At 67.8% G+C, this 25,068-nt stretch carries 24 protein-coding genes and 1 pseudogene; 7 read left to right on the plus strand and 18 right to left on the minus strand.

The genetic code is table 11. The features are described 5' to 3' along the window. Position 1: 1 nt before the first annotated feature. Both DMB80_RS05530 and DMB80_RS05535 read left to right on the plus strand, forming a co-directional pair. Positions 2 to 259: a UBP-type zinc finger domain-containing protein gene (locus tag DMB80_RS05530; protein WP_111509045.1), complete on the plus strand. Its 258-nt coding sequence runs from the start codon at positions 2 to 4 to the stop codon at positions 257 to 259. Next, positions 252 to 1,940, plus strand: coding sequence for an FAD-dependent oxidoreductase (locus DMB80_RS05535; RefSeq protein ID WP_240431024.1), 1,689 nt, complete (start codon positions 252 to 254; stop codon positions 1,938 to 1,940). The genes DMB80_RS05530 and DMB80_RS05535 overlap by 8 nt, the downstream gene beginning before the upstream one ends. Before the next feature lie 5 nt (positions 1,941 to 1,945). On the opposite strand, the gene DMB80_RS05540 is transcribed toward DMB80_RS05535, so the two are convergent. Next, positions 1,946 to 3,217: a L,D-transpeptidase gene (locus DMB80_RS05540; RefSeq protein WP_162938416.1), complete on the minus strand. Its 1,272-nt coding sequence runs from the start codon at positions 3,215 to 3,217 to the stop codon at positions 1,946 to 1,948. A 232-nt stretch (positions 3,218 to 3,449) separates the two neighbouring features. Between DMB80_RS05540 and DMB80_RS05545 the strand changes: the two genes are divergently transcribed. The 4 genes from DMB80_RS05545 (at position 3,450) to DMB80_RS05560 (ending at position 6,303) form a co-directional block, all read left to right on the plus strand. Beyond that, positions 3,450 to 3,695, plus strand: coding sequence for a hypothetical protein (locus tag DMB80_RS05545; protein ID WP_048423115.1), 246 nt, complete (start codon positions 3,450 to 3,452; stop codon positions 3,693 to 3,695). A 9-nt stretch (positions 3,696 to 3,704) separates the two neighbouring features. Further along, positions 3,705 to 4,907: a cupin domain-containing protein gene (locus tag DMB80_RS05550; RefSeq protein ID WP_111508925.1), complete on the plus strand. Its 1,203-nt coding sequence runs from the start codon at positions 3,705 to 3,707 to the stop codon at positions 4,905 to 4,907. Continuing rightward, positions 4,907 to 5,803 (plus strand): sucrase ferredoxin, encoded by an 897-nt coding sequence (locus DMB80_RS05555; RefSeq protein ID WP_111508926.1) that lies wholly within the window; start codon positions 4,907 to 4,909, stop codon positions 5,801 to 5,803. The genes DMB80_RS05550 and DMB80_RS05555 overlap by 1 nt, the downstream gene beginning before the upstream one ends. A 134-nt stretch (positions 5,804 to 5,937) precedes the next feature. Continuing rightward, the gene (locus DMB80_RS05560; protein WP_046363077.1) at positions 5,938 to 6,303 is read left to right on the plus strand and encodes an STAS domain-containing protein; all 366 of its coding nucleotides are present in this window, start codon (positions 5,938 to 5,940) and stop codon (positions 6,301 to 6,303) included. 93 nt (positions 6,304 to 6,396) lie between these two features. Here the strand turns inward: DMB80_RS05560 and DMB80_RS05565 are convergent, their stop codons facing one another. From DMB80_RS05565 to DMB80_RS05620, 13 genes are all read right to left on the minus strand, one after another. After that, a complete protein-coding gene (locus DMB80_RS05565) occupies positions 6,397 to 7,194 on the minus strand; it encodes a SigB/SigF/SigG family RNA polymerase sigma factor (protein ID WP_111508927.1) in 798 nt (265 codons plus the stop codon). Positions 7,195 to 7,548: 354 nt separating this feature from the next. Next, positions 7,549 to 8,268: a GAF and ANTAR domain-containing protein gene (locus DMB80_RS05570; protein WP_240431025.1), complete on the minus strand. Its 720-nt coding sequence runs from the start codon at positions 8,266 to 8,268 to the stop codon at positions 7,549 to 7,551. 117 nt (positions 8,269 to 8,385) lie between these two features. Next, positions 8,386 to 8,514, minus strand: a complete 129-nt coding sequence (locus DMB80_RS28785) for a hypothetical protein (protein WP_276131521.1) — start codon at positions 8,512 to 8,514, stop codon at positions 8,386 to 8,388. A 54-nt stretch (positions 8,515 to 8,568) separates the two neighbouring features. Then, positions 8,569 to 10,872 (minus strand): putative bifunctional diguanylate cyclase/phosphodiesterase, encoded by a 2,304-nt coding sequence (locus DMB80_RS05575; RefSeq protein WP_111509048.1) that lies wholly within the window; start codon positions 10,870 to 10,872, stop codon positions 8,569 to 8,571. An 86-nt stretch (positions 10,873 to 10,958) separates the two neighbouring features. Further along, positions 10,959 to 12,074: a sulfate/molybdate ABC transporter ATP-binding protein gene (locus DMB80_RS05580; protein WP_111508928.1), complete on the minus strand. Its 1,116-nt coding sequence runs from the start codon at positions 12,072 to 12,074 to the stop codon at positions 10,959 to 10,961. Continuing rightward, on the minus strand, positions 12,071 to 12,886 hold the full coding sequence (locus DMB80_RS05585; RefSeq protein ID WP_111508929.1) for an ABC transporter permease: 816 nt from the start codon (positions 12,884 to 12,886) through the stop codon (positions 12,071 to 12,073). Before DMB80_RS05585 ends, DMB80_RS05580 begins: the two co-directional genes overlap by 4 nt. Continuing rightward, positions 12,883 to 13,629, minus strand: a complete 747-nt coding sequence (modA, locus tag DMB80_RS05590; RefSeq protein WP_111508930.1) for a molybdate ABC transporter substrate-binding protein — start codon at positions 13,627 to 13,629, stop codon at positions 12,883 to 12,885. Before modA ends, DMB80_RS05585 begins: the two co-directional genes overlap by 4 nt. Further along, positions 13,626 to 14,027: a TOBE domain-containing protein gene (locus DMB80_RS05595; protein WP_048423120.1), complete on the minus strand. Its 402-nt coding sequence runs from the start codon at positions 14,025 to 14,027 to the stop codon at positions 13,626 to 13,628. Before DMB80_RS05595 ends, modA begins: the two co-directional genes overlap by 4 nt. An 83-nt stretch (positions 14,028 to 14,110) precedes the next feature. Next, positions 14,111 to 15,370: a DUF4032 domain-containing protein gene (locus DMB80_RS05600; protein WP_111508931.1), complete on the minus strand. Its 1,260-nt coding sequence runs from the start codon at positions 15,368 to 15,370 to the stop codon at positions 14,111 to 14,113. 20 nt (positions 15,371 to 15,390) lie between these two features. Then, complete coding sequence (locus tag DMB80_RS05605; protein ID WP_111508932.1) at positions 15,391 to 16,590, minus strand: ABC transporter ATP-binding protein; 1,200 nt, start codon at positions 16,588 to 16,590, stop codon at positions 15,391 to 15,393. A gap of 4 nt (positions 16,591 to 16,594) precedes the next feature. Beyond that, positions 16,595 to 17,422 (minus strand): carbohydrate ABC transporter permease, encoded by an 828-nt coding sequence (locus tag DMB80_RS05610; RefSeq protein WP_111508933.1) that lies wholly within the window; start codon positions 17,420 to 17,422, stop codon positions 16,595 to 16,597. Continuing rightward, positions 17,419 to 18,351, minus strand: coding sequence for a carbohydrate ABC transporter permease (locus DMB80_RS05615; RefSeq protein ID WP_111508934.1), 933 nt, complete (start codon positions 18,349 to 18,351; stop codon positions 17,419 to 17,421). Before DMB80_RS05615 ends, DMB80_RS05610 begins: the two co-directional genes overlap by 4 nt. Then, on the minus strand, positions 18,348 to 19,658 hold the full coding sequence (locus DMB80_RS05620; RefSeq protein ID WP_111508935.1) for an extracellular solute-binding protein: 1,311 nt from the start codon (positions 19,656 to 19,658) through the stop codon (positions 18,348 to 18,350). Before DMB80_RS05620 ends, DMB80_RS05615 begins: the two co-directional genes overlap by 4 nt. A 239-nt stretch (positions 19,659 to 19,897) precedes the next feature. Here DMB80_RS05620 and DMB80_RS05625 point away from each other — a divergent pair, with 239 nt between their 5' ends. Beyond that, positions 19,898 to 21,538, plus strand: coding sequence for a glycoside hydrolase family 13 protein (locus DMB80_RS05625; protein ID WP_111508936.1), 1,641 nt, complete (start codon positions 19,898 to 19,900; stop codon positions 21,536 to 21,538). A gap of 2 nt (positions 21,539 to 21,540) precedes the next feature. Here the strand turns inward: DMB80_RS05625 and dosR are convergent, their stop codons facing one another. The 4 genes and pseudogenes from dosR to DMB80_RS28495 all read right to left on the minus strand — a co-directional run bounded on the left by dosR (position 21,541) and on the right by DMB80_RS28495 (position 25,042). Then, positions 21,541 to 22,200: a hypoxia response regulator transcription factor DosR/DevR gene (gene dosR, locus DMB80_RS05630; protein WP_111509049.1), complete on the minus strand. Its 660-nt coding sequence runs from the start codon at positions 22,198 to 22,200 to the stop codon at positions 21,541 to 21,543. A 453-nt stretch (positions 22,201 to 22,653) separates the two neighbouring features. After that, positions 22,654 to 23,049, minus strand: a pseudogene (locus DMB80_RS28905) (universal stress protein); the annotation flags it as partial. After that, on the minus strand, positions 23,046 to 24,041 hold the full coding sequence (locus DMB80_RS05640; protein WP_111508938.1) for an Acg family FMN-binding oxidoreductase: 996 nt from the start codon (positions 24,039 to 24,041) through the stop codon (positions 23,046 to 23,048). The gene DMB80_RS05640 and the pseudogene DMB80_RS28905, both read right to left, overlap by 4 nt. A gap of 725 nt (positions 24,042 to 24,766) precedes the next feature. Beyond that, complete coding sequence (locus tag DMB80_RS28495) at positions 24,767 to 25,042, minus strand: hypothetical protein (RefSeq protein WP_240431026.1); 276 nt, start codon at positions 25,040 to 25,042, stop codon at positions 24,767 to 24,769. Positions 25,043 to 25,068 lie beyond the last annotated feature (26 nt).

A 25,068-nucleotide genomic window follows, 5' to 3' on the forward strand; every position in this document is an offset into this window, starting at 1 on the left:
GATGACAACCATCGGATTCGACCCGGATATCGCTGCCATCAGGCAGGTCTCGCCACGTTCGACGGGATGCGAGGAGTGCCTGCGGCTCGGGACGCCCTGGGTGCACCTGCGGCTCTGCCTCACCTGCGGGCATGTCGGTTGCTGCGATTCGTCGCCGATGCGTCATGCGAGGGGGCACGCGCACGACGACGGCCATCCCATCGTGGCTGCAATGGAGGCGGATTGGCGCTGGTGCTATGTCCACGAGAACTATGTCTGAGACAACAGCGGCCGAGTCGGTGTCGGCGTCGCTTTCCGAAACCCCGGACATCTACGGTGCGTACCCGCGGCTGAGCGAGATGCAGATCGCGACTCTCGAGACGGGCGGAGAACGCCGGGAGGTATCACGCGGCGAGATCTTGGTGCGCGAAGGCGCACCGTCGGAGAACTTCTACGTCATCTTGTCCGGAAAAGTCGCCGTCGTCTCCGTCGACCCACTGGGCGAAGAGCGGACCATTCGCGTCCACGGTCCCCGGCGGTTCCTCGGCGAACTCGGTGACCTCGAAGGGCAAGCCGCGTTCTACACCGCCGAGGTCGCGGAGGCGGGCGAAGTCCTTGTCGTTCCCGCACAGATGGTCCGCACTCTCGTCGCCGAAGATCCCGCGCTCAGTGATCTGATCCTGCGGGCCTTTCTGACCCGCCGCACCATGCTGATCGAAGAGGGCACCGGCTTCTGGATCATCGGGTCCTGCTATTCCCCCGACACCACGCGGTTACGGGAGTTCGCCGCCCGAAACAGGCTGCCGCACCGGTGGCTTGACCTCGAACGCGACAGAGACGCAGAGCGCCTGTTGCAGCGGTTCGGAATCGCACCGAGTGACACCCCGGTGGTGATCTGGGGTGACGAGGTCCTGCGCAACCCGCCCAACAGTGAGCTCGCGCGACGGGTGGGTCTTCCGTCGCCCTCTGTCGTCCACGACGAACGTGACCTCGTCATCGTCGGTGCGGGCCCCGCGGGCCTGGCAGCTGCGGTCTATGGATCCTCGGACGGCCTCACCACCGCCGCCGCCGAAGCGATCGCCGCGGGCGGCCAGGCCGGTACATCATCGAGAATAGAGAACTATCTCGGTTTCCCCAGCGGCCTTTCCGGTGCGGAGCTGGCCGAACGGGCGATGATCCAGGCCGACAAGTTCGGAGCGGATCTGATGATCTCCGCGGAGGCGCAAGGTCTGGAATCCGATCACGGGCAGCACCTCATTCGGCTCGCCGACGGCTCGGTCGTCGTCGGCAGGGCCGTGATATTGGCAACCGGTGCCCGGTACCGCAAGCTACCCGTACCGGGGATCGAGAGGTTCGAGGGAAGCGGGGTCTACTACGCCGCCACCTTCCAGGAAGCTCTGCTGTGCGGCGCGGGCCCGGTGGTCGTCGTCGGGGGAGGGAACTCCGCGGGCCAGGCCACGGTGTTCCTGGCAAGCCGGGTGTTTCGGGTCTACCTGCTGATCCGCGGCGACGACCTGGGCAAGGACATGTCGCGCTACCTCGTCGACCAGATAGAACGGCATCCCCGGATCACCGTCTGCCTGCATACCGAGGTCCGCGACGTCGAGGGCAGCAAGCAGGTCGAAACGGTTGTCGCTGAGGACAATCGGTCGGGCGAGCGGCAACACATCGACACCACGGCGCTCTTCGTCTTCATCGGCGCTGCGCCCAACACGGCATGGCTGCAGGGCTCTGTGTCGCTTGATGGCTACGGCTTCATCACCACCGGCTCCGCGGCGTGCACTGCGGCCAGTGGCGGAGCAGTGGCGCGCGTCGACCGGGAACCGATGATGCTGGAAACCAGCCGCCCCGGGATCTTCGCGGTCGGCGACGTGCGCAGTGGTTCGGTGAAAAGAGTGGCCTCGGCCGTCGGGGAGGGATCGATAGCCGTCCGGCAGGTGGAGCAGTACCTTCTGCCCTGACCCATCTACTGCTTCAGCGCGCTGCCCTTCACCCACTCCGCCCACGGCAGGGTCCAGTCGCCGTTCTGATCGAGCCGCAGCGCCGGCCCGCCGGTGTTGCGCACCTCCACGACGTCCCCGGGCCGCGAGAACTCGTAGAACCACCGGGCGTTGTCGCTGTTGAGGTTCAGGCAGCCGTGGCTGGTGTCGGTGTTGCCCTGCGCCCACACCGTCGAGTTCAGCTGATGCAGATAGATGCCGTCGGAGCTGATCTTGGTCGCCCACGGGATCGTCTCGCGGTAGCCCAGCCGGCTGTTGACCGGCAGCCCGAACGTGGAGGAGTCCATGATCACCGGGTTGGCCTTGTCGATCACCGTGTAGACCCCCGGCGGCGTCCAGAACGACAGCGTGTTGCCGCCGATGGTTTCCGTGCCGCCCATGCCCATCGACGTCGGCATCGTGCGGACCAGCTTGCCGTTGTCGAACACGCTCACCTGCTTGGTGGTGTCGTCGGCGATCGAGACGTGCGCGTCGCCGATCACGAAGCCGACCTTCTGATCCTCGGCGCCGTAGAGGTCGTCGCCCAGTTCGTCGCCGTAGATGTTCGCCTCGACGCTGACCTTCGTGCCGGGCGCGTAGTAGCGCTGCGGGCGCCAGTGCGCGGTCTGGTCGTCCACCCAGTACCAGCTGCCCTGCACGGGCGGATCGGTACGCACCCGCAGCTGCCGCTCGGCGGCCGCCTTGTCGACGCTCTCGTCGAAGTGGGCCACGATCACCATGCCGACCCCGTAGGTGCCCCCGTCCTGGATCGGCGCATAGCCGACGGTGTTGAGGTAGACCGACGTCTGCTCGCTGGGATCGACCGTGCTGAAGCTCGACGTCTGCCGGGTCGGCATGCCGCCGGGGCCGTGTCCGGTAATCGTCATCGTGTAGGTGCGGCCGTAGCCGAGTTGCACGGTCGGCTTCCACGCCTTCGCGTCCGGGGTCAGCACCCCGGGGATCTCTTTGTCCGCGTCGTTGACCATCGACACGCTTTCCAGCGTTCCGCTCACCGCCGCCACCAGCACGCGGGTATCGGGTTTGATGTCCTCGGCGCCCGCGCCCGGAGTCACGATGAGGCGCGCCGGCTCCGTCGGCGACGGGGGAGCGGGCGGGGCGAACGCGGAGGTACTGCCGGCGGCCAGAGCCTGACACCCGTCACTGCAGCGCTGCGAGCTCGACGAGACGATGCCGAACGCGGCGACCACCGCGAGCAGCGTGGCCAGGCAGGCGATGCGGGCACGACGATCAGACCTCAAGCGTTCTCCAGTGTTTAGCGGCGAATGGCCAGGCGATCCCACGTCGGATCGATGGCCCGATCCTACTGGGCCGGTGGCGCTTTGCGCGCGGCGCGCCCTGATCGTTACCCCCTGTGCCGCGCTCTGTGATCTCGCGTGCCCGACCGGCTGGTTTGGTTACCGATCAGGGCGGGCAGTCCTGCCTCGCGCGGTAGGCTGCGGCTCATCGCAGCGGCGCGGAAAGGTGACGACAATGGCACTCGATGACGACGACATCACCACTGAATCCGGTGGCGAGGGTCCGGCTGACGGCGGCTCGAATCCGGGTGGCCACGACGGCGGCGCGGACGGCACCGCGGGCGGCGAGGGTCCGGCTGACGGCGGCTCGAACCCCGGCGGCCACGACGGCGGCGCCGACGGCACCGCGGGCGGCGAGGGTCCGGCTGATGGCGGCTCGAACCCCGGCGGCCACGACGGCGGCGCGGACGGCACCGCCTAGGACGTTTGCGTGCTGACTCGCTGCGTAGCAGTCGACACCGACGTCTTCGCGGCGCAGTACTGGGGTCGTCGACCCCTTCTGAGTAGGTCCGACGCGCTGCGCCGTGACTTCACCGACCTGCTGTCTCCGGCAGCGGTCGACGAGCTGATCACCAGTCGCGGGGTACGCGCGCCGTTCCTACGCATGGCCAAAGAGGGCTCCCTCCTGGCACGAGAGTGTTACGTCGACGCGGCGGGGTTCGGCGCCGAGATGCCCGACCAGGCCGATTCGGCCCGGGTGCTCGCGCAGCTGGCGTCCGGGGCCACCCTGGTGCTGCAGGGGCTGCACCGGCTGTGGCCCCCGCTGATCGATTTCGTCCGCGACGCCGTCGACGACCTCGGCCACCCCGTCCAGGCCAACGCCTACATCACCCCACCCGGGAACCGGGGCTTCGACGCCCATTACGACGTGCACGACGTGTTCGTTCTGCAGGTCAGCGGCGCCAAGCGGTGGATCGTGCACGAGCCGGTCCACCCCGATCCGCTGCCGGATCAGCCGTGGACCGACCACCGCGAGGCGATCGCCGCGCGTGTCGGAGACGCGCCGGTGATCGACACGACGCTGACCGCCGGCGACGCGCTGTATCTTCCCCGCGGTTGGCTGCATTCCGCGGTCTCCGAGGACACGACGTCGATTCACCTCACGATCGGGGTGTCGGCGACGACGGGCGTGGACGTGCTCCGGGCCCTCGTCGACACCCTGGCCGACACCGCCGAATTCCGGGCATCGCTTCCGATGGGCGTGAACCCGGCCGATTCCGCCGAGACTGCCGCGCTGGCCACCAAAGTGCTGGCCTCGCTCGCCGTCACCGTCGGCGACCGCTCGGACGAACTCAGCGACGGTGTCGCTGCCCGGTTGGCCCGCCGCCACGCCGACCGAACCCGGCCGGTGGCCGTGGCCCCGCTGGCGACACTAGACGCCGCGCGCGCCGCCGAGACCACACGCGTGCGGTGGCGCCGCGGATTGTGGGCGACACTCACCGAGGCCGACGGACGCGTGCGTCTGCGGCTACCGGACCGCACGATGTCGTTCCCGGCGTTGTGCGGGCCGGCGATGGAGGCATTGCTGTCCGGGGCGACGTTCGACGCGTCCACACTGCCCGGACTCGACGCCCACGACGGCACGGTGCTCGTGCGCAGATTGCTGCGCGAGGCCGTGGTCGTGGCCGCCTGATGGGCTCCGACAAACGGATACCGTGCAGCGATCAGGCACTGACACGCGGCGACCCGATGTACGGCACCGCCAGCGCCGGCCACGCGTGGGCACTTCTGGAGCTCAGTGGCGGGTGGGGGCCGTCGGCGTTCCTGAACTCGCCGTCGATCATTGACCCCGTGCTCGGCCGCGCCGTCGCCCGACGCTTCGAGGCTGCCGGCATGCGCGTCGCCGCGATCCGGAAGCCGGGACGCCGCGCCGCGTCCCCGCGGTGGCGCTGGTATCTGGCGTTCTCCGACGAGGGCTCCGAGGCGCTTTATCAGGGCGAGGTCGCCGATCCCAGCAGCTACCTCGAACTCGCGCTCGACGGCAGTGACGGGACGCGCTGCGCCGAGCCGGTCGTCATCGTGTGCGCGCATGGCCGCCACGACCAGTGCTGCGCCGTCCGCGGCCGAGGGGCGGTGGCGGCGATCGCGGCCCGCTACCCGGACATCACCTGGGAGTGTTCACATCTCGGAGGAGACCGATTCGCGGCGACGATGTTGGTGCTGCCCGAAGGGCTCTGCTATGGCCGCGTCGACGGCACGGACGCCGCCGGTCTCATCGACAAGTACTTCGCCGGCACCCTGGACAACCGGTTCCTGCGGGGACGGACCTCGTTGCCGCATGCCGTGCAAGCCGCACAGTATTTCGCCCGCGACAGCCTCGGGGAGGACCGCATCGACGCGCTGTCGCCGCTATCGGTCGACCACCAGGAGGCCTCCATCCGGGTGGTGCTCGACGGAGCACGCGGACCGGTCGAGGTGGTGCTGATCGAGCGGCTGTCGGAACCGCTGATCTCGATGTGCCGCGCGACAGTCGCAGGTCGGGTCCGCACGTTCGCCCTCGACTCGATCGGCACGATCAGCTCGCCGTGACCGTCACGTGATTCGCGTAAACACGTATACACTGATCATGACGCGCCCCATCGTTTTGGTTCAGACTCAGCAGCCCGTGAGACGCACGCTTCAGCCTCAGCGATCGGGAGTTTGCCATGTCGTCCATTCCATCCATGCCAGATCCGGCGGAGACCCCGTCGCCCTGCATAGTCACTGATTCCTGGCATGACTCTGTCGTGGTCATCCGCTGCGTCGGTGACCTCGACATGCTCACAATCGGCGCGCTCGATCGTCAGATCGACGCGGCTCTCAAGAAGAAACCGTCGGCGATGATCGTCGACCTCGCCGCGCTGGACTTTCTGGCCTCAGTCGGGATGGGGTTGTTGGTCGACGCCCATGACAAATGCGGCGACACAACGCAATTCATGGTCGTTGCCGACGGGCCCGCCACCAGCAGGCCGATGCGGTTGATCGGCCTGGGGGAGCTGTTCGCGCTGCACGCCACCCTGGAGGACGCGTTCGACGCCGTCAAGCGCTGAACAGTCTCCGCGAAAGCGACCTTCCCGCAACACAATTCTTGACAGAAGCCAGTGGCCTGCTGCCGTGTTCACGGCAGCAGGCCACTGCACTCCTCAGCTGGCCTTTTCTCGGATGGTCGACAGTGCGCGTGCGAGCAGTCGCGACACGTGCATCTGAGAGACCCCGATCTCGTCGGCGATCTGCGATTGGGTCTTGTTGTCGAAGAACCGCATCTTCAGTACGAGGCGGTCCCGTTCCGGTAGGCCCAGGATCAGCGGACGCACCGTGTTGATGTCGACGACCTTCTGCAGGTTCGGATCCGGCCCGCCCAGCGTTTCGATCATCGTCAACCCGTCGCCCTCGGAGGTGATCTCCTGCTCGGTCGAGCGAGTCGAGTATGCGTCGGCGGCGATCAGCCCCTCGATGACCTGTTCACGGTCGAGACCGAGGTATTCGGCCAGTTCGCTGGGTGACGGGGCCCGGTTGAGTTGATGCGTCAGCTCCGCCCGAGCGCTCTTGAGGCGGATGTTGAGTTCCTTGAGCCGACGCGGCACCTTCAGCGCCCACCCGTGGTCGCGGAAGTAGCGGCGCACCTCGCCCATCATCGTCGGCACCGCGAACGCGAGGAAATCGTCGGCCGTGTCGATGTCGAATCGGTTGACCGCGTTGAGCAAGCCGACGCGGGCCACCTGGACCAGGTCGTCGTGCGTTTCACCACGGCCGCGGAACCGGCGGGCGATGTGGTCGGCCAGCGGGAGGCAACGCTCGATGATCGCCTCACGCTGACGTTGATGGAGCGTGGAGCCCTCGTCGAGTAGGGCGAGTTCTCGGAACATGTCGGCGACGTCGGCGTAACCGCCTGAATGCCTGGTGGTACGGCTAGGGGTGATCGGCTTTTCAAGAGTAGGCATGAGAATTCACGCCTTTCCTTCATGACGGGACGCGTCCGGTGTCCGAGGACGTCGAAGAGACTCGCTGGCTTCTTCAGGCGAGCTGTGAACGGTCGGAACCGGCGTCAAGTCTTGCGGACCGCCGGCAAGCGATTGGCATACGACCAACGAGGTCACGCCGGATTCTCGACATGCGCTTACTGCGGTAGGTATGTCACCGCGGTACCGGTTTGCTTCCGGCTGAGATGTGCTGCGGCGACATCACACGTTTAGCACGTACGTACGACAATACGGCGTGCGAAGGGATGCGCAAGCGAATTGGTCTGTGAATTGCTGCCAGGAACGCGCCGGTGCAGTTCAGGCGCGTATGACTCCCTAGTGCCCTCCGACACCGGCATCGATCACGCGGTGTGCGATGTCGACGAGCTTGGTGTTGCTCTCCTGGGACAGCCGGCGCAGCAGCTCGAAAGCCCGGACGGCGTCGATGCCGAAGCGTTCCATCAACACGCCCTTGGCCTGACCGATGAGATCCCGGCTCGCGAGCGCATTACGGAACTGTTGCTGACGACGCAACAGGTTCCACGTCACGGTCGTGTGCGCGGCGTAGATCATCGCCTGCTCGAGCGATTCCTCGTCGAAGACGCCCGGGGAGGGCGCATAGAGGTTGAGTGCGGCCAGCCGGTTGCCGTCGTTGTGCAGCCGGACCGAGAGGACGGAGCGCACCGGAGTGCGTTCGCACGCGTTGCTTCGGTACCGGGGCCATCGGGTGTCCGCGGCCAGATCGTCGATGTGGATGATTTCGCTGTTCCACGCCGCAGACAGGCAGGGACCTTCGCCGTATTCACTCTGGATCTCGTCGAGCAGTGTGGCGTAGTCCTCGGTCGCGCCGAGCGTCGTGACACGCCGGTTCTCGTCCACCAGCGACAGCCCGGCAGCGTGCGCACCGGGTACCGCGGCGACGGTGACCTCGTTGACATCACGCAGCGTCGGGTCGAGGTCTTTGCTCCCGCTGCGCTGGACGTCGTCGATAGCGTGCAGGAACTCATAGATCTGCTGCCGCTCCGGCGACAGCTCGGCGGGACCGTCGGATGACACCACTGCTCTCCTCACGTCGCGGGAAGGCACCCGTGGCGTACCCCGTCGACGTCGCCGTGTCGACCTGGTCGGGTGAGCACTTCGTTTCCCGGCTTCCAGGCCGCGATGCGAAACGGGTCAGCCGACCGCGTCGTGCGGCGCGACGGTGAACCGCAAACCGTCCTCGGTCTCCTCGGGTTCCACCGGAGTCTCCCGTCCGCAGACCGGGCAGGTCACCGCCTGGGCAGAGGGTTGGTCATCCGGCACATATCGTCCTGTTCCTTCGCACACGCTCACGGCGCGCGGATACCCGCTCAGGCGTCAGGCATGTGTGCCCGAGGTGGCCATGACGGCGATGTCCGCGGCCCCGACGGGCCTGCCGAACAGATAACCCTGACCGATGTCGCAGGAGTGGCGCCGCAGCCAGTCAGAGGTCTGCTCGTCCTCGATCCCTTCGGCGACGACGGTGATACCGAGATCGTGCGTCAGGTCGATCACCGCGCGGACCACGGCGGCGGCCCGGGCATCCGTCGTGACAGGCGCGACGAAGTGGCGGTCGAGTTTCACCTCGTCGATCGGGAGGTCCCGTAGATACGACAGCGACGAGTAGCCGCTGCCGAAGTCGTCGATCGCCACGCGGATGCCGTGCGCGCGCAACCGGCCCAGCACCGCGGTCACGGTCTGCATGTCGCTGAGCACGACGTCCTCGGTGATCTCGACGGTCATCAGATCAGCGGCCAGCCCGCGGCACGCCAGCGCGGCATCGAACAGCTCGGGCAGATCGGTCTCGCGCAGGCACGGCGCGAAGAGGTTGACCGCGACCGGCATGCGCAGCCCCTGCTCGTGCCACCGCGCCGCATCGTCGAGGGCCAGGTCCACCACGATCCGCGTCACTCGCTGGATGAGCCCGCGCTCGCGGACCAAGCCGATGAACGCGTCTGGCAGCAACGTGCCGAGGCGGGGATGCGGCCACCGGAGCAGCGCCTCCACCCCGACCATCTCGCCGGTGCGGAGAGAGATCTTCGGTTGGTAGACGACGCCGAGCCCGTCGTTGTCGATGGCGTTGCGCAGTTCGCCGAGCAGCTGCAGCTCGGCTGCGCCGCCGGTGCTCTGATGCCGTTCGGCGAGTTGTTCTGCGAGGTCGCCGTCGGCGGCGAGCATGTCGGCGGTGAACGTGTGCACGTCTCGCGAACGGACCCGTTTGGCGGCCTGCATGGCGATGACGGCGCGCCTCTGCACGGTGGCGGGCACCAGATCGGGCTCGGTCATCGAGGCGACCGTCACGCCGATGCTCGGCCGCAGCAGGATGTCCTGCTCGTCCACCCTGAACGGGACGTCGAACGCGGCCCTGACCTTCTGGGCGATCTCGTCGGACGCGTCGTAGGGGCCTTCGAGCAGAATCGCAAACTCGTCACCGGCGATGCGGGCGACGGTGTCGCCGGGCCGCACTGAGTCGGCGAGTCGCTCGCCCACGTCGATCAGCAGGCTGTCGGCGGCGTCGTGGCCGAGGTTCTCGTTGACCAGGCGGAAATCGTCGAGGTCGAGAGCCAGGACGGCGACCGAACGATCGATGCGGGCCCGCAGCATCATGGCGTGGGCCAGCCGCTCGCCGAACATCGTCGGGTTCGCCAAACCGGTCAGCGGGTCCTGCAGGGCGTGATCCACGGCGGCCGTCACCAGCCGGCGGTTCTCCCACGCCGCGACCGCTTGGCGCACGCAGACAGATGCCATGAGAGCCGGTACGAGGAACCTCTCGAGGCCCGAGAGGAGGACGAACGGCCCGATGGTTCCGGCCAGCAGCAGCGGGACGAAGGGAAGCCAGATCGATGCCCTCGACGGCGACGGCAGGCCGGGCGCGCGGGGGGTCGGCGCCGCGCGACTGACCACCGCCGCCGCGGCGAACAAGGCCGCGGCCCAGGCCCACGCGGCATCGATCAGATCTCCCGACTGGTAGCTGTCGGCGGCGACCATCCCGGTGTAGGCGCTGTCGGCGATCGCCATCACGGCGATGGCCGCGGCGAGCAGGCTGATCGCGACCCGCTGGCCCCCGGTGGTCCGCATCAGCGTCACCACGGCGATGGTCAGCATCACGATGTCGGCAACGGGGTACAGGAAGGCCACGACCACAGCGGCCCGGTCCTCGCGATACGCGTCGAAGACGTCGTGCAGCACCAGGATCCACGCCAGCAGAAACAGGCACGACGTCACGGTGAAGCTGTCGAGCACGACACGAACGCGTGACTGGCGCATGGGCTCGGCGACGAACTGAGTCATCGCCACGGTGGCCAGAGCAGCGAACATCAAATAGAAGCCGTCGGCGATCGAGGGGACGGGCACCTCCAAGCGCAGGATCACCTCGTAGACGAACCAGGTCGCATCGCCCAACGTCCAGGCCGACAGAGCCACCGTCATCACCGACCACGCCCGCCGCAGGCGACCGGACGCCGACCGGGCGGCCAACCCCGCGCACACGGTCGCGTACCCCAGCAGCGCAAGGTTGATCAGGTCGTCGGCGATCCCCGCGTCCACACCACGGCCGCCCACAGCAAGGAGCGCCGTGAGGGCGAGCACGCCCGCCAGCGGCGCGATGACCAGCGCGATCACCCGCCGGTTGTACCGGCCCATGTCCACAACGCTCCCATAGTGCTTACTATCGCGTGCCCGACGTGCTTTGTCAGCAAATGTGGATCTCTCGGGCGCGGGATGTGACGCTAGCGCACATCGCTGGGTCCGCCGGGCGCGATTCGCGGCGTCCGATGCGGCGCGGCGTGAAGCCCGACCTCCTGCGCTTTGACGACGAAGAAGACGTCTCGCCCGGGTTCGAGGCCGAGGTCCAGCACGGCCGCCGGGGTGACATCGGCGGCCAGCCCGAGGCTGCCGTCGGGCAGATCGGCGCCCCGGATGCGGATGGCGTCACCGCGCAGCACCACATCGGCGATCGTGGTCGCAATGACGTTGCGTGGGCTGGCCCGCGGCGATTCCGTGTGGACGGCGACCGCGGCCGGGGAGAAGAGCGCCACGGCCGCGGTCCCGGGCGCCACGTCGCCCGTGCCGGCGAGCTCCAGTCCCCAGGACGTGCGCAACGTTCCGGGGCCGGCGATGCCGGACACCAGATTCATCCCCGCGATGCCGGCCGCGAAATCGCTGCGGGGAGCGGTCAGCACGGACCGGACCGGGCCGTGCTCGACGACACGGCCGCCCTCGATGACCACCGCGACGTCTGCGATGGCGAGTGCGTCGAGGACGTCGTGGGTCACGATCAGCGCGGTGCGCGATTCCCGCCGCAGCAGATCGCGCACCGTGCCTCGCAGCGCCGCCGCCGCGCCGACGTCCAGTGCCGCGAACGGCTCGTCGAGCAGCAGCACCCGCGGCTCGGCGGCCAGCGCGCGGGCCAGCGCTACGCGTTGAGCCTGGCCGCCCGACAGGTGCGCAGGTCGGCGCGCGGCCAGATGACCGGCGTCGACGGCGTCGAGCCACTGCCGCGCACGCTCGTCGGCCGCCCGGCGGGACAGGCCGCGGCACCTCGGCGGATAGGCGACGTTGGCGACGACGCTCAGATGGGGGAACAGCAGGGGCCGCTGGGCCAGCAGCGCGACCCCGCGCCGGTGGGCGGGCACGAACACCCCCGCCTGCACATCGGTGACGACCTCGTCGCCGATCTGCACCCGACCGCTGTCGGGACGCACCAGACCGGCGATGGCCTGCAAGACCGTGGATTTGCCGACCCCGTTCGGGCCGAGCACCGCCACCGCCTCGCCCTCGGCCACGCTGACCTCGAGATCGATGCCGCGCTGCGCGAGCACGATGCGGGCGGACACACCACTCATGGCAGGGACCCTGCCGCTCGGCGCCCAGCGGTGACCACCACGATCACCGCCGCGACCGCGATGAGCAGCAGTGAGAGCGCCACCGCGGCGTCGGCATCGGCCTCACGCTGCAGGTAGATCTCCAGCGGCAATGTCCGGGTGACCCCTTGCAGCGAGCCCGCGAACATCAGCGTCGCGCCGAACTCGCCCAGGGACCGGGCGAACGCGAGCACGGCACCCGAGATCAGGCCCGGCCACACCAGCGGCACCGTCACGGTGCGCAGCACCGTGGTGGGCCCGGCGCCCAGGGTCGCGGCCACCTGCTCGTAACCCTGTCCTGCGGTGCGCAGCGAGCCTTCTAGGCTGAGGACCAGGAACGGCAGCGACACGAACGTCTGTGCCAGCACCACCGCGGTCGTGGAGAACGCGATCCGCACTCCGAGCACCTCGAGCTGATGGCCCAGCAGGCCCTGCCGGCCGAAGGTGTAGAGCAGTGCGAGCCCACCCACCACGGGCGGCAACACCAGCGGCAACAAGATGAGCGCACGCATCACTGATCGGCCGCGCAGGCGGCTGCGGGCCAGTGCGAGGGCCATCGGCGCGCCCAGCACCACGCACAGGGCCGTGCTGGCCGTCGCGGTCTTGATGCTCAACAGCAGTGCGGCCGTGGCGGATTCGGAGGTGACCAACGGAATGAAATGCGCCCAGTCCACCCGGGCGACGATCGCGAGCAGCGGGACGATCAGGAACGCCGCGCCGAGCAGAGCCGGACAGTAGATCCACGAGGGGAGTGCGACGGGAACCGCGCCGCCGGGCCGCCGCCGCGCGGTCATGGTGCAGCGAAACCGGCGGCCGCCAAGGCCTCGCGACCGCGCGGACCGGTGACCAGATCCACGAATTGCTGTGCCGCCGAACCGTTCGCGGAGCTCTTCAACACGGCTATCGGATAGGTGTTGACGGCGCGGGCCGATTCGGGGAACTCGATCGTGTCGACTGTGGCCCCGGCCGATCGCGCGTCGGTGGTGTACACCAGGCCCGCGTCGGCCTGTCCCGAGGTGACTTTGCCGAGGACGTCGGTGACGGAGGATTCTTCGCTCACCGGCCGCAGCGTGACGCCGGTGCTCTGCTCCAGCCGCTGGGCGGCCGCACCGCAGGGAACCTGCGGCGCACACACCACCACCTGCTGTCCTGGGCGGGCCAGATCAGCGAAAGAGCCTATACGCGAGGGGTTTCCAGGGGGCGTCACGATGGTCAGCCGATTGGCTGCGAAGGTGACCGGCTCGCCGGCCACCACACCCGCCGACACCGCCTTGGTCATGTTGGTGGTATCGGCGGAGGCGAACACGTCGGCTGCGGCTCCCTGAGTCAGCTGGGTCACCAGGTCGGACGAGCCGGCGAAGCTGAACGTGACGGTGGTGCCGGCGTGTTCTTTCTCGAAGGCCGAGCCCAGTTCGGTGAACACGTTCTTCAGGGAGGCGGCGGCGAACACGGTGAGTCCCGTGTTCTGCGGCGGGGACGAGCATCCGGCGCTGAGCGCGACCATCGCGATCAGCGTGGCCGTCATGATTCGTCTCATCGATCGCCCGCCGTCTCGACGATCACCGTGGTGGCTTTCACCGCCGCCACGGCGACCACGCCAGGCTCCAGACCGAGCTGGGTGACCGATTCCGTACTCATCAGAGACACCACCGTGAACGGCCCGCACTGCAGCTGGACCTCGCTCATCACCCGGTCGGAGGTCACCTTCGTGACCAGCCCGACGAAGCGGTTGCGGGCCGAGCTGGACACCCCCACCGGATCGGGCGGCGGGTCGGCCTGACGGACGGCGAAGTCGGCCAGGTCGGCACCGGCGATCACCTTGCGCCCGGCGTCGTCGGTCGTCGCGGCCAAGGCGCCGCTGTCGACCCACCGGCGCACCGTGTCATCGCTGACGCCGAGCAGCGTCGCTGCCTCCTTGATTCGGATCGCCGGCATGAGGATTTCTTTCGCAGATACGGACAGATTCCGTGAATTGAACCATATCTGCGGATACTCAGGGCTGTCGTCGCCGCAGGGGGCTACTCGTCGTCGAGTACGGAGAACGGCTCGGTTGGGGTTTCGACCACGGCCAGCTGCGCCGCCGACTCCGAGGGCACCACCTTGCCGGCCAAGGCGCGCAGCGCCCGCTCGGTTCCGATGTCGTGGCCGGCCCGCTCGGAGAGCAGCCACCGCACCTCGAGCAAATCGCAATAGGCCTGAATCGGCGTGCCCGTCCGTCCGAGCGCGGCGTGTGCTCGATGCATCGTCGGCGTCGCCACCTCCATCGCCCAGAGCTGACCTGCGGTGCGTTCGTCGACGTCATGGCCGGCCTCTCGGCACAGCTGACCCTGATAGGCGTGCAGATCGCCCAGCAGGATGCGGGCCTGCCCTTCCCCGACGTCCAAGCCGGTGAGCCGCTGCAGCTGCGTGGCGTGGTAGCGGCGATCGCCGACGGCGACGTGCAGACGCAACTCGTCGGCGCCCGAGGTGACCGGCTGCAGGGACACCTCGTCGACGGCGAAGCCCAGCTCGTTGAGCTTGCGGATCGTGCCCTCCACCCGGTAGCGATCGGCGAAACCGAACGTCGGCGCCGCATGCAGCAGCTCCCACAGTCCCTCGTAGCGCTCCCGGATGGCCAGTGCTTCGGCGATGAAGCCCGACTGCAGGTCCGGCCGGCCCAATCGCGCCGCCACGTCGAGCAGGCCCGCGGCCACGTTCTCGACCGTGATGTCGATGTCTTGGGCGCGTTGCCCGTTCGACAGGCTCGGATGGACTTCGCTGGTCTCGGCGTCGACCAGAAACGCCTGCAACACCTGCCCGTCGCGGGAGAACAGCGTGTTGGCCAGCGAGCAGTCGCCCCAGAACACGCCGTGGCGGTGAAGTTCCACCAACAGCGTGGCCATCGCATCGAACAGCCTGGCCCGGTGCTTCGGTGCGTCAGGGGGAAGACGCATGAACATCCGGCGGTACTGCCACGAGCCGGTGAGATACCGGGTCAGCAGGATCGCGGTGTCGAAGTCGGGCTGGAACACCAGACCGGCGGGCCGGACGGCGTTGAGCCCCATGTCCTCGAGCTTGCGCAGTACGTCGTACTCGCGCTTCGCGATGCGTGGGGGCAGCTCCTTGAGTGCCCACAACTCACCGTCGCTCTCGACGAACCGGACCAGGTGCCGACTCGGGCCCACCGGCAGATCCCGCAGCGGCACATCCGGTGCGGCCCAGTTGCCCAGCGGTTGCTCCCAGGGCAGGGCGAGCAACCCCGGGCACGGGGCACGCAGCCGCAACTCAGGAGCGGCCATGAGCGGGTGGACTCGTCGGCTCAGCCGGCGGACGCCGCGTGCCGGCCACTGGACTGGCTTGTCCGCGTGAGGTTCTCGCCACTCTGCGGATCGAAAAGATGCAACCGTTCGGCGTCCAGCCACAGCGTCGCCTTGTCGCCGATACGGACTCGGCTCAGCGGGTCGAGCTCCACGCAGAGCTGGGTGCGCAGCTGCTCGCTGTCCAGGTCCTTGGCCAACTCCGCCAGCTGATCCTTGATCTCCGGCGTCGCATCGAAGGGCACGAACGCGTACTGCTCGTTGCCCAGCCACTCGACCATGTCGACGGTGACGTCGAACGTCACGCCGCGCGAACGCTTGTCGTCGTCGACGAACTCGGCGTCCTCGAACGCCCCCGGCCGGATCCCGGCGATGTAGAGCGTGCCGTCAGAGACCGCGCCGCGCCACTCGTCGCGCAGCGGGATCGTCACGAATGGGAGTTCGAGCTGATCGCCGCGCACCCGTGCGGGCACGAAGTTCATCGGCGGGGAACCGATGAAGCCGGCGACGAACAGGTTGACCGGCTGGTCGTAGAGCTCCCGGGGGCTGGCAACCTGTTGCAGCACACCCTTTTTCAGCACGGCGACGCGATCACCGAGTGTCATCGCCTCGGTCTGGTCGTGGGTGACGTAGACGGTCGTGACCCCGAGCTTGCGCTGAAGCCGCAGGATCTCCGTGCGCATCTGACCGCGCAACTTCGCGTCGAGGTTCGACAGCGGCTCGTCGAACAGGAACGCGTCGGCTTCCCTGACGATCGCCCGTCCCATCGCGACGCGCTGGCGCTGACCACCGGAGAGGTTCGCCGGCTTGCGATCCAGGTGCTCGCCCAACTCCAACGTCTTGGCCGCCTCATCGACCCGCTTGCGGATCTCGTCGTCGGACAACTTGCCCGACAGCCGCAGGGGGAAGGCGATGTTCTCGAAGACGGTCAGGTGCGGGTAGAGGGCGTAGTTCTGGAACACCATCGACAGGTTGCGGTCGCGGGGTGCCTTGTCGTTGACCCGCTTGTCACCGATCAGCATGTCGCCCGAGGAGATGTCTTCCAGGCCGACGATCATCCGCAACAGCGTGGACTTTCCGCAGCCCGAGGGGCCGACCAGGATCATGAACTCGCCGTCGGCGATGTCGAGGCTGACGTCGTTGACGGCCGGGTATCCGTCGCCGTACTTCTTGACGATATTGCGCATCGTGATTGCTGCCATGGGGTTATCCCTTCACTGCTCCGGAAGTCAGGCCGGCGACGATGCGCCGCTGGAAGATGAGAACGAGGATGACGACGGGGATCGTCACGATCACCGACGCGGCCATGATGTAGGGGACCGGCGACTCGAAATACGAGGCGCCCTGGAAGAACGCCAGCGCCGCAGGCACCGTGCGTGCGCTGTCCGTCGACGTCAGCGAGATCGCGAACAGGAAGTCGTTCCAGCAGAAGAAGAACGTCAGGATCGCGGTGGTGAACACGCCCGGTGCGGCCAGCGGCACGATCACCTTGCGGAACGCCTGCCACTGCGTGGCTCCGTCGACCTGCGCGGCATGCTCCATCTCCCAGGGGATCTGCCGGAAGAACGCCGACATCGTCCAGATCGACAGAGGCAGCGCGAACGTCAGATAGGGGATGATCAGGCCGAGCCACGTGTCGTAGATGCCCAGCCCGCGCCACATGTCGAACAGCGGTCCGACGAGTGCCGCCTGCGGGAACATCGCGATGCCCAGCGCCAGGGACAGCAGCACCTTCTTGCCCGGGAATTCCAGACGCGCAATGGCATACGCGGCGAACATCGCGATGATCACCGAGATGATCGTCGCGATGACCGCGATGCCGATCGAGTTGATCAGCGCCCGCGTGAACAGTTCGTTGCTGAAGATCTGCGCGAAGTTGTCCAGCGTGAAGGAGCTCGGAAGGAACGACGGGTTGCCCGAGACGATGTCGGACGGCGGTTTGAACGCCAGGCTGATCATCCACAGCATCGGCACGAAGCTGTAGATCACGATGACGATGCCGGCGATCGTCCACCACTTGGTGTTCTTGGTCACTGGTCACCCCTGACTTGCGACAGGTCGGTCTTGAAGACCTTGATGAAGATCCACGCGATCGCCACGACCGACAGGAACAGCAGCACCGAAACCGCCGATCCCATCCCGAGATTCACCAACGTCACGTTCTGCCGGTAGGCCAGGAAGGAGATCGTCTCGGTGTTGTTGGCGCCCGCAGTCATCACGTACGGGTTGTCGAAGATGCGCCACGCGTCGAGGGTGCGGAACAGCAGCGCGACCATGATCGCGGCTTTCATGTTGGGCAGCGTCACCTTCCACAGACGCTGCCAGGCGGTGGCGCCGTCGACCTTCGCGGCCTCCTGCATGTCCTCGGGCACCTGCACCAGTCCGGCGAGAAGCAGAAGCGAGATGAAGGGTGTGGTCTTCCAGATCTCCGACAGGCAGATGACGAAGATGGCCGACCAGCGGTCGCCGAACCAGTCGAAGTCGGTGAGATTCAGCCACTGGTTGACGAAGCCGGAGTCGATGGCGAACGCGTAGCGCCAGATGAACGCCGAGACCACGGTGACGATGCCGTAGGGGATCAGGATGGCGGTGCGCAGCGGCCCCCGCCCGCGCACGATGCGCAGCATCACGAACGCGAACCAGAAGCCGAGCACCAACTCCACCGCGACGGTGACGACGGTGATCGCCAGCGTGGTGACGAAGTCGTTCCACCACACCGGGTCGGTCAGGATCACCCCGTAGTTGCGCAGTCCGACGAAACTGCGCCCCTCCGGATCGGTCAACCGGAAGTTATACAGCGACAACACCAGCGCGTACCCGAGGGGGTAGGCGGTGACCAGCAGCATGACGATGTAGGACGGCAGCGTCAGGTAGAGGCCGAGCCGGCGTTCACCTTTGGCGCGCTCGCTGACCGAGGGTTGGCCCGGCTCTTTCTGCAGCGGCGGATCTTGGAGCGTCGTCACAGCAGGCGCCTGCCCGCCAGCACGTCAGCCATGAATTGGTCTGTCCTTTCCGGGGTGTCGCTGTTCACCGAGGCCGGCGGATGCCAGGTCTGCTGGATCGCGCCCGAGATGTCGGTATAGAAGGGGGTCGGCGGACGGGGGCCGCCGTCTCCGATCGATTCGCGGATGAGATCGGCGTTGGCGTACTCCTCGCGGATCTTCGGGTCGTCGTACGACGCGGCGTACGGCGACGGTTCGCTCTCATCGAGCATGTATTGGGTCGCCTTCGGTTCGGCGTTGATGCACTCGACGAGGGCGACCGCTTGGTCGGGATGCTTGCTGTAGGCGCCGATGCCGAGGTTGGCGCCGCCCAGCGGCGGTGCGCTCGGACGGTCAGGGGACACCCGGGGGTAGCGCGCCCAGCCGATGTCGTCGACGACGGCCTGGTCGAGCGTGCCTTCCTCGACACCGCTGCGCGCCGCGGCCAGCACGTAGGGCCAGTTGACCATGAACATGCCCTGGGCGGACTGGAAGTTGGTGCGGGCCTGTTCCTCCGAGGCGTTGGACATGTCCGTCGGTGCGGCGGGGGAGCGCCCCAGCGTGCCGACGATCTCGGCGGCCTTCTCACCCGCCGGGCTGGCCAGCGCCGGCTTGGCGTTGCGGCCCGCCTCGACGTCGTCGAGCAGGGCGCCGCCGCCGGAGAGCACCAGCGCGTTGATCAACACGGTGTAGCCCTCGTACCGCTGTGCCTGGACGGCGACTTTCTTCTGTTGTCCGACAGCCGCTTTGATCATCTCGTCCCAGGTGAAGGTGGGACTGGTCGGATCGACGCCCGCCGCGGCGGCCGCCGACTTCCGGTACCAGAGCAGCTGGGCATTGGACTTGTACGGTGCGCCGAAGAGCTTGTCCTCCCACATCCCGGTTTTCACGGGGGCGGGCAGCATGCCGGCGGTCAGCCGCTGGGTCTCTTCAGGGTTGTAGGGCCGCAGGAAGCCCGCGTTGGCGAACTCGGCGGTGAACACGACGTCCATGCTGACCAGATCGATGGACGTGTCCCCGGCAGCGAGTCGGCGCACCATCTGCTCCCGCTGGGCGGTCGCGGTCGACGGCAGCGATTCGATGCGCACGCGGTAAGCGCCGCCTGAGGCGGCCTCGCACTCCTGGGCCCGCGCGGCCGAACCGCCGTTGTCGGGAAGGATGTACCACGTCAGGGTCGGAGGGCCGACGTCGCTGCCGCATCCGGACAACAACGTGGCGGCGAGCAGAGGCGCGCTCGCCAGCGCGATTGCCCGACGTCGTCGCCCGCGGGCGAACTGAATTCGTTTCATCTCGTCCTCGTCTATGACGTCGCGGTCCCCGAGGTCCTGCGCACGAGGGCCACGACCAGCACATTCGGTACAGCGACGAGTGTGTCACAGTTCACAGGAACTCCTGCGCTGTGGTGTCGCATCGGCGCGGCACGCGGCCAGCAGCACGACCGCGGCGTCGTCGAAAGTGCCTCAGCTGTCGTGACGTCGTCGGTGTTCACTACCGTGGACGCACGTTCGTCGAGTGCAGAAGGAGTGCCGTGGCCCCCGCCGATTCCTCGTGGTGGCAGACCGCCGTCGTGTACCAGGTCTACATCCGCAGCTTCGCCGACGGGAACGGCGACGGCGTCGGCGATGTCGCAGGGCTGCGGAGCCGTCTGCCGTACCTGGCGCAGCTGGGTGTCGACGCGATCTGGATCAACCCCTGGTATCCGTCGCCGATGGCCGACGCCGGGTATGACGTCGCCGACTATCGCGACATCGAACCGGCCTACGGCTCCCTGGCTGAGGCGCAGGCACTGATCGCCGAAGCACACGAGCTGGGCATCCGGGTGCTGCTCGACATCGTGCCGAATCACACCTCAGATCAACACGCGTGGTTCCAGGCTGCGGCGGCCGACGAACCGGGGGCGCGGGAGCGCTACCACTTCCGCTCCGGCCGCGGGCCCTACGGTGCCCTGCCTCCCAACAACTGGCAGAGCGTGTTCGGTGGGCCGGCGTGGACGCGCCTCGACGACGGGCAGTGGTATCTGCACCTGTTCGCGCCCGGCCAGCCGGATCTCAACTGGGACAACGACGAGGTGCGGGCCGAGTTCGAAGACATCCTGGCGTTCTGGTTCGACCGCGGCGTCGACGGCTTCCGCATCGACGTGGCGCACGGATTGATCAAGGCGGAGGGCCTGCCCGATACCGCCGACCCCGACGATGCAGCACAGAGTCTGGTGCAATCACGCGAAGGGCATCCCGCCTGGGATCAGGACGGAGTGCACGAGATCTACCGGGGCTGGCGGACGGTGGCGCAGCGCTACGAGCCCGAGCGCATCTTCATCGCCGAGGCATGGGTGCCCAGCAACGAACGGCTGGCCCGATACCTGCGACCTGACGAGCTGCACACCGCATTCCAGTTCGATTTCCTGCGGGCCCCGTGGCGCGCCGAGGTGCTGCGGACGGTCGTCGACGACGCGATCAGCGCGGCTGCCACGGTCGGCGCACCGCCGACGTGGGTGCTCTCCAACCATGACGTCACCCGCACCGTCACCCGGTTCTCCCGCTCGCAGCCGGGTCACCTGATCGAGACAGATTGGGAACGGGGCCGGTGGGCAGACGAGGACCCCGATCACGTGATCGGCCGGCGCCGAGCGCGCGCCGCCGCGCTCGTCCAACTCGCGCTGCCGGGCACCGCGTACGTCTACCAGGGCGAGGAGCTGGCCCTCGAGGAGGTGGAGGATCTCCCCGACGAGGTGCGCCAGGATCCGACATGGGTGCAATCCGGCTTCACCGACGTGGGCCGCGACGGGTGCCGAATTCCGTTGCCGTGGAGAGCGACTGACATCCCCTACGGCTTCGCCGCCGATTCCGCCGCCGTCACGTGGCTGCCGCAGCCCGGGCACTGGGCCGAGCACAGCGTCGAGGCGCAGGACGGTGACGCCGAGTCCACCCTGAATCTGTACCGTCGCGCTCTCGGTCTGCGCGCGCAGTTGTGGCGCGACGCGGGCGACCTGAAGTGGCTGTCGACGCCCAGCGGGGTCGTGGCCTTCGAACGCGGTGCCGCGCAATGCTGGGTCAACACCGGCGACTCCGAGGTGCCGCTACCTGAGTCGGCGTCGGTGATGTTGGCCTCGGCGCCCGGCGTGCTGAGCGCGCTGCCGCCGGACACCGCGGTCTGGTTGCGTTCTCGCTGATCTCACCGCGACAGGTCGTCGCCGGGGTGGGCCCGCTGGTGCTCGAGCTTGGAGATGAACACGGCGGCCTGTGTCCGCCGCTCCATGCCGAGCTTGGCCAGAAGGCGTGACACGTAATTCTTGATCGTCTTCTCGGCCAGAAACATCCGCGCCGCGATCTGTCGGTTGGTCAGTCCCTCTCCGAGCAGGTCGAGCAGCACTCGCTCCTGGTCGGTCAGGCTCGACAGGGGATCGTTGGCGCGGCCGCCGCCGCGGACCGTAGCCATCAGTGCCGCGGCGGCCCGGTTGTCCAGCAGTGACCGTCCAGCACCCACGTCTTTGATGGCCCGCGCCAGCTCCATGCCTTTGATGTCCTTGACCACGTATCCGCTCGCGCCGGCGAGGATCGCGTCGAGCATGGCTTCGTCGGAGGTGTAGGAGGTCAGCATCAGGCAGCGCAGATCCGGCATGCGAGACAACAGATCTCGGCACAGCTCGATGCCGTTGCCGTCGGGCAGCCGCACGTCGAGCACCGCGACGTCCGGCTGCAGCGCCGGAATCCGGGCCAACGCCTCGGACACCGAGCCGGCCTCGCCGATCACGTCGAGCTCCTCGTCCGCGGAGAGGAGCTCGATCAGGCCACGACGGACCACCTCGTGGTCGTCGACCAGGAACACTCTCACTTTGCTCACGGCGTCATCGTTCAGCGGTCGGCCCTCCGGTCACAAGGCGGTCTGAGGACCGCAGATCAGGATCGAACAGTCGGTGTCACGGAAAGCGGAATTGCCGGGTGCTCCCACGAGTTCTGTAACACCGCCCCGGCGGGTGCGGCTGGTCACCATCAACGCCACGTCGTCGGCGTTGGCGGCCACGTAGCCGAGGGCGTCGGAATCGCAACTGACCGAACTGATGTCGAGTTGCGGGTACTTGCGCCGTGATTCGGCGAGCCGGCGTTCCCAGTGCGCAAGATTGTCCGCGGTGCGAGGCGACGACGCGAGGATTCGCACGGCGGCACCGCGACGGTGCGCCTCCTGTAGTCCTCGGTCGAGCAGCGCGCCTGCCGTGGCACGGTCGGGAAGTTCGACGACGACAGAGCGCTGTCGGCGCCCGTGTGTCCGGTGAGAGCGCACGATGGCGACCGGGCACTGCGCGGCGGCAGACAGTGCTGCCGCGGTCGAGCCGATCCGGCCTCGGGTGGCATGTCGCAACCCGCGTGCCCCGACGCACAGCAGTATCGCCGATCGCGACGCCCGGAGAAGGGCTTCGACGGGGCGCCCGTGCACGATGCTGACGTCGACGCGGACAGGTCGCCCGGTCGCCTCGATGGCGCTCACAGCGTTCTTCGCGGCGGTCTGTGCGAACGTCGTTGCCGGACCGTCCGCAGCGGTGGCCTCGTCGTCATCGACGACAGAGACCAGGCGCAGGGTGGCATCGCGGTGTTCGGCTTCGTCGATTGCCCACAGGGCAGCCTCCAGCGCGGCGGCTGATCCGTCGATGCCCACCACCACAGAGGGGGCCGTGTCGGTGTTCACGACGCCTCCTCTCGCAGGTGGAGAACGTCGTGGACGTCTCGGCGCGGGGTGGGCGGTGGCGGCGATTCGAGAGCATCGATCCGTCCGATGCGGATCAGCGCCTGCGGAATCGCGTGACTGCCGGTCAGTGACGCCACGACATCGCGCCCGCTGGCGAGTTCAGTGACGTGCGTGACGATGCAGGTCGCCAACCCGGCCATCGTGGCATCGAGAAGAACTGCGGAAAGTACTTCACCGCAACGTAATACGCTGTCCGCGGAGTCGTCGACGGAAGACAGGACCAGCAGGTGTGCGCGGTCCTCGGCGATCTCGGCGCGTCGCTCCGGTTGATTGGTGACCGGGAAGTTCCGTCCGATCGCCACCCGGTCACTCTCCGGCGCCGAGATCAGGGCAGTGGCCGGAATGCCGATGTCGGTTGCCAAAGTGTCTGTCCACCAATCCAGTTCGGAGTGGTAGTCGGTGTCGAACATGCGGATTGCGTCGGTCAGCTGGGAGAGTTCCGCCACCGTCGAGCGCTGCTGGTCTGCGATGGTGTCGAGACGCACAGCGTCGGCGTGTTCCGAGGCGTGCAGAGCCTCGACCAGGTGACCCGTCCCATCGGGCGATTCGAGGAACGCCAGGCGGTCGGTACGTCGCGCCATGATCGCGTCGACGCGACGACGCTGTGCGGGGCTCACCGAGGACGCCGGGGTAAGGGCGACGCTCGCGAGGTGGCGCGAGTTCTGCGGATCGGGGAAACGTGTGACTGTGCCGAGCCATCCCGATGCCGCGATCGCAACCCGGAAGTGGTCCAGCACGGCGCCGCAACTGAGCAACGCCTGGCGTCCGCTCTCGTCGGCCACTTCTGCCCGTCGGGACGGATCGAGGTACAGGTCGACCGTGTTTCCCGTCAAGGTCCAGCGCCAGGGTTGCGTGTTGTGGAAGGAGGGTGCTCGGCAGGCCACTTGCAACGCATCGACGATCAGCTCGGACCCGATCCGCGGCGTCGCCATCGCACCTCCACTTCGTCTGCAGCCAGACTGCGCGGTCGATGAGCGCGGTGACAGGGCCAATGGTCCTCTGACGGTGTGACGTGAGCCAGGTCGGCCTCAGCAACCCCGTATGCGAGCGAAGAGATGCGGCCCACGTGGCAGCGAGTCGAGTCGTCGTTATGCCGGCGCAATGTCGGGGAATGAGGCCGCCGGGGTCGGCCGCGCGCGCGTAAAGCCCACGCGCACAACGATGGCAGCTGGGTTTGCGAGACGCGTTCGGCGCAGCCGTTCCGGCGACCACGACGGAGGGATCTTCCGCCGGGCTGGGATTCATAGCGCCTTCATAGGTTGGCGTGTTGGCGCACAGGCAAAAATGAAAACCCCAGCTCAGCGCGAAGTCATCGCAACGGGATTGCTTCTCCTTGGCAACGGTTGCATAACGCAGCTTTTGTCGCGTCGGTGATTTTCCAAATTGTCGGTTCAGTAAGCCCAGTAACTGATCGGAATTGCAGCACGACGCAGAAGGACTGGGAGCGCATGTCACGGACCAAGAAGGGCATCGTCGTTGTCATGATGGGCAGCGCAGGGATGTTCTTGAGCGCGCCACTGTTGACGCCGTTGGCCGCTGCGGCGCCCAACCGGGGTGGCGTGCCGTGTGTGGACATCCTCCAGCAAATCGTGAGTCGGCCCGCCGACGTCCCTCAGGCATTGCAGAATGCCGCGTCGTCGTTCACTGCCGGTCCCGGTCAGCCGACTCCGCCTGTGGTCGTGCCGCCGGCGAGTTCCTCGTCGGCGGGTCTGCCCCCGACGCCGCCGCGTCCGCCGGCTTCGGTCTCCGCGTCGTCATCGGGTGTCACACCGTCCACGCCCGGAACGCCTGGTGTGCCGGCGGCTACGACGGGTGGAGGCGCGACACCTCCCGTTCCGCCCGTTCCGCCGGGCGCAGCGGTCACCCCGGCCGCGGGCGTGACGCCGCCGCTGCCGCCCGTGCCGGGCGGACCCGCCGCAATTCCTGTGGTCAACGCCGGGCCGCCGCTGCCGGGTGTGC

It is taken from the genome of Mycobacterium kyogaense, assembly GCF_003254575.1.
Classification (GTDB): domain Bacteria; phylum Actinomycetota; class Actinomycetes; order Mycobacteriales; family Mycobacteriaceae; genus Mycobacterium; species Mycobacterium kyogaense.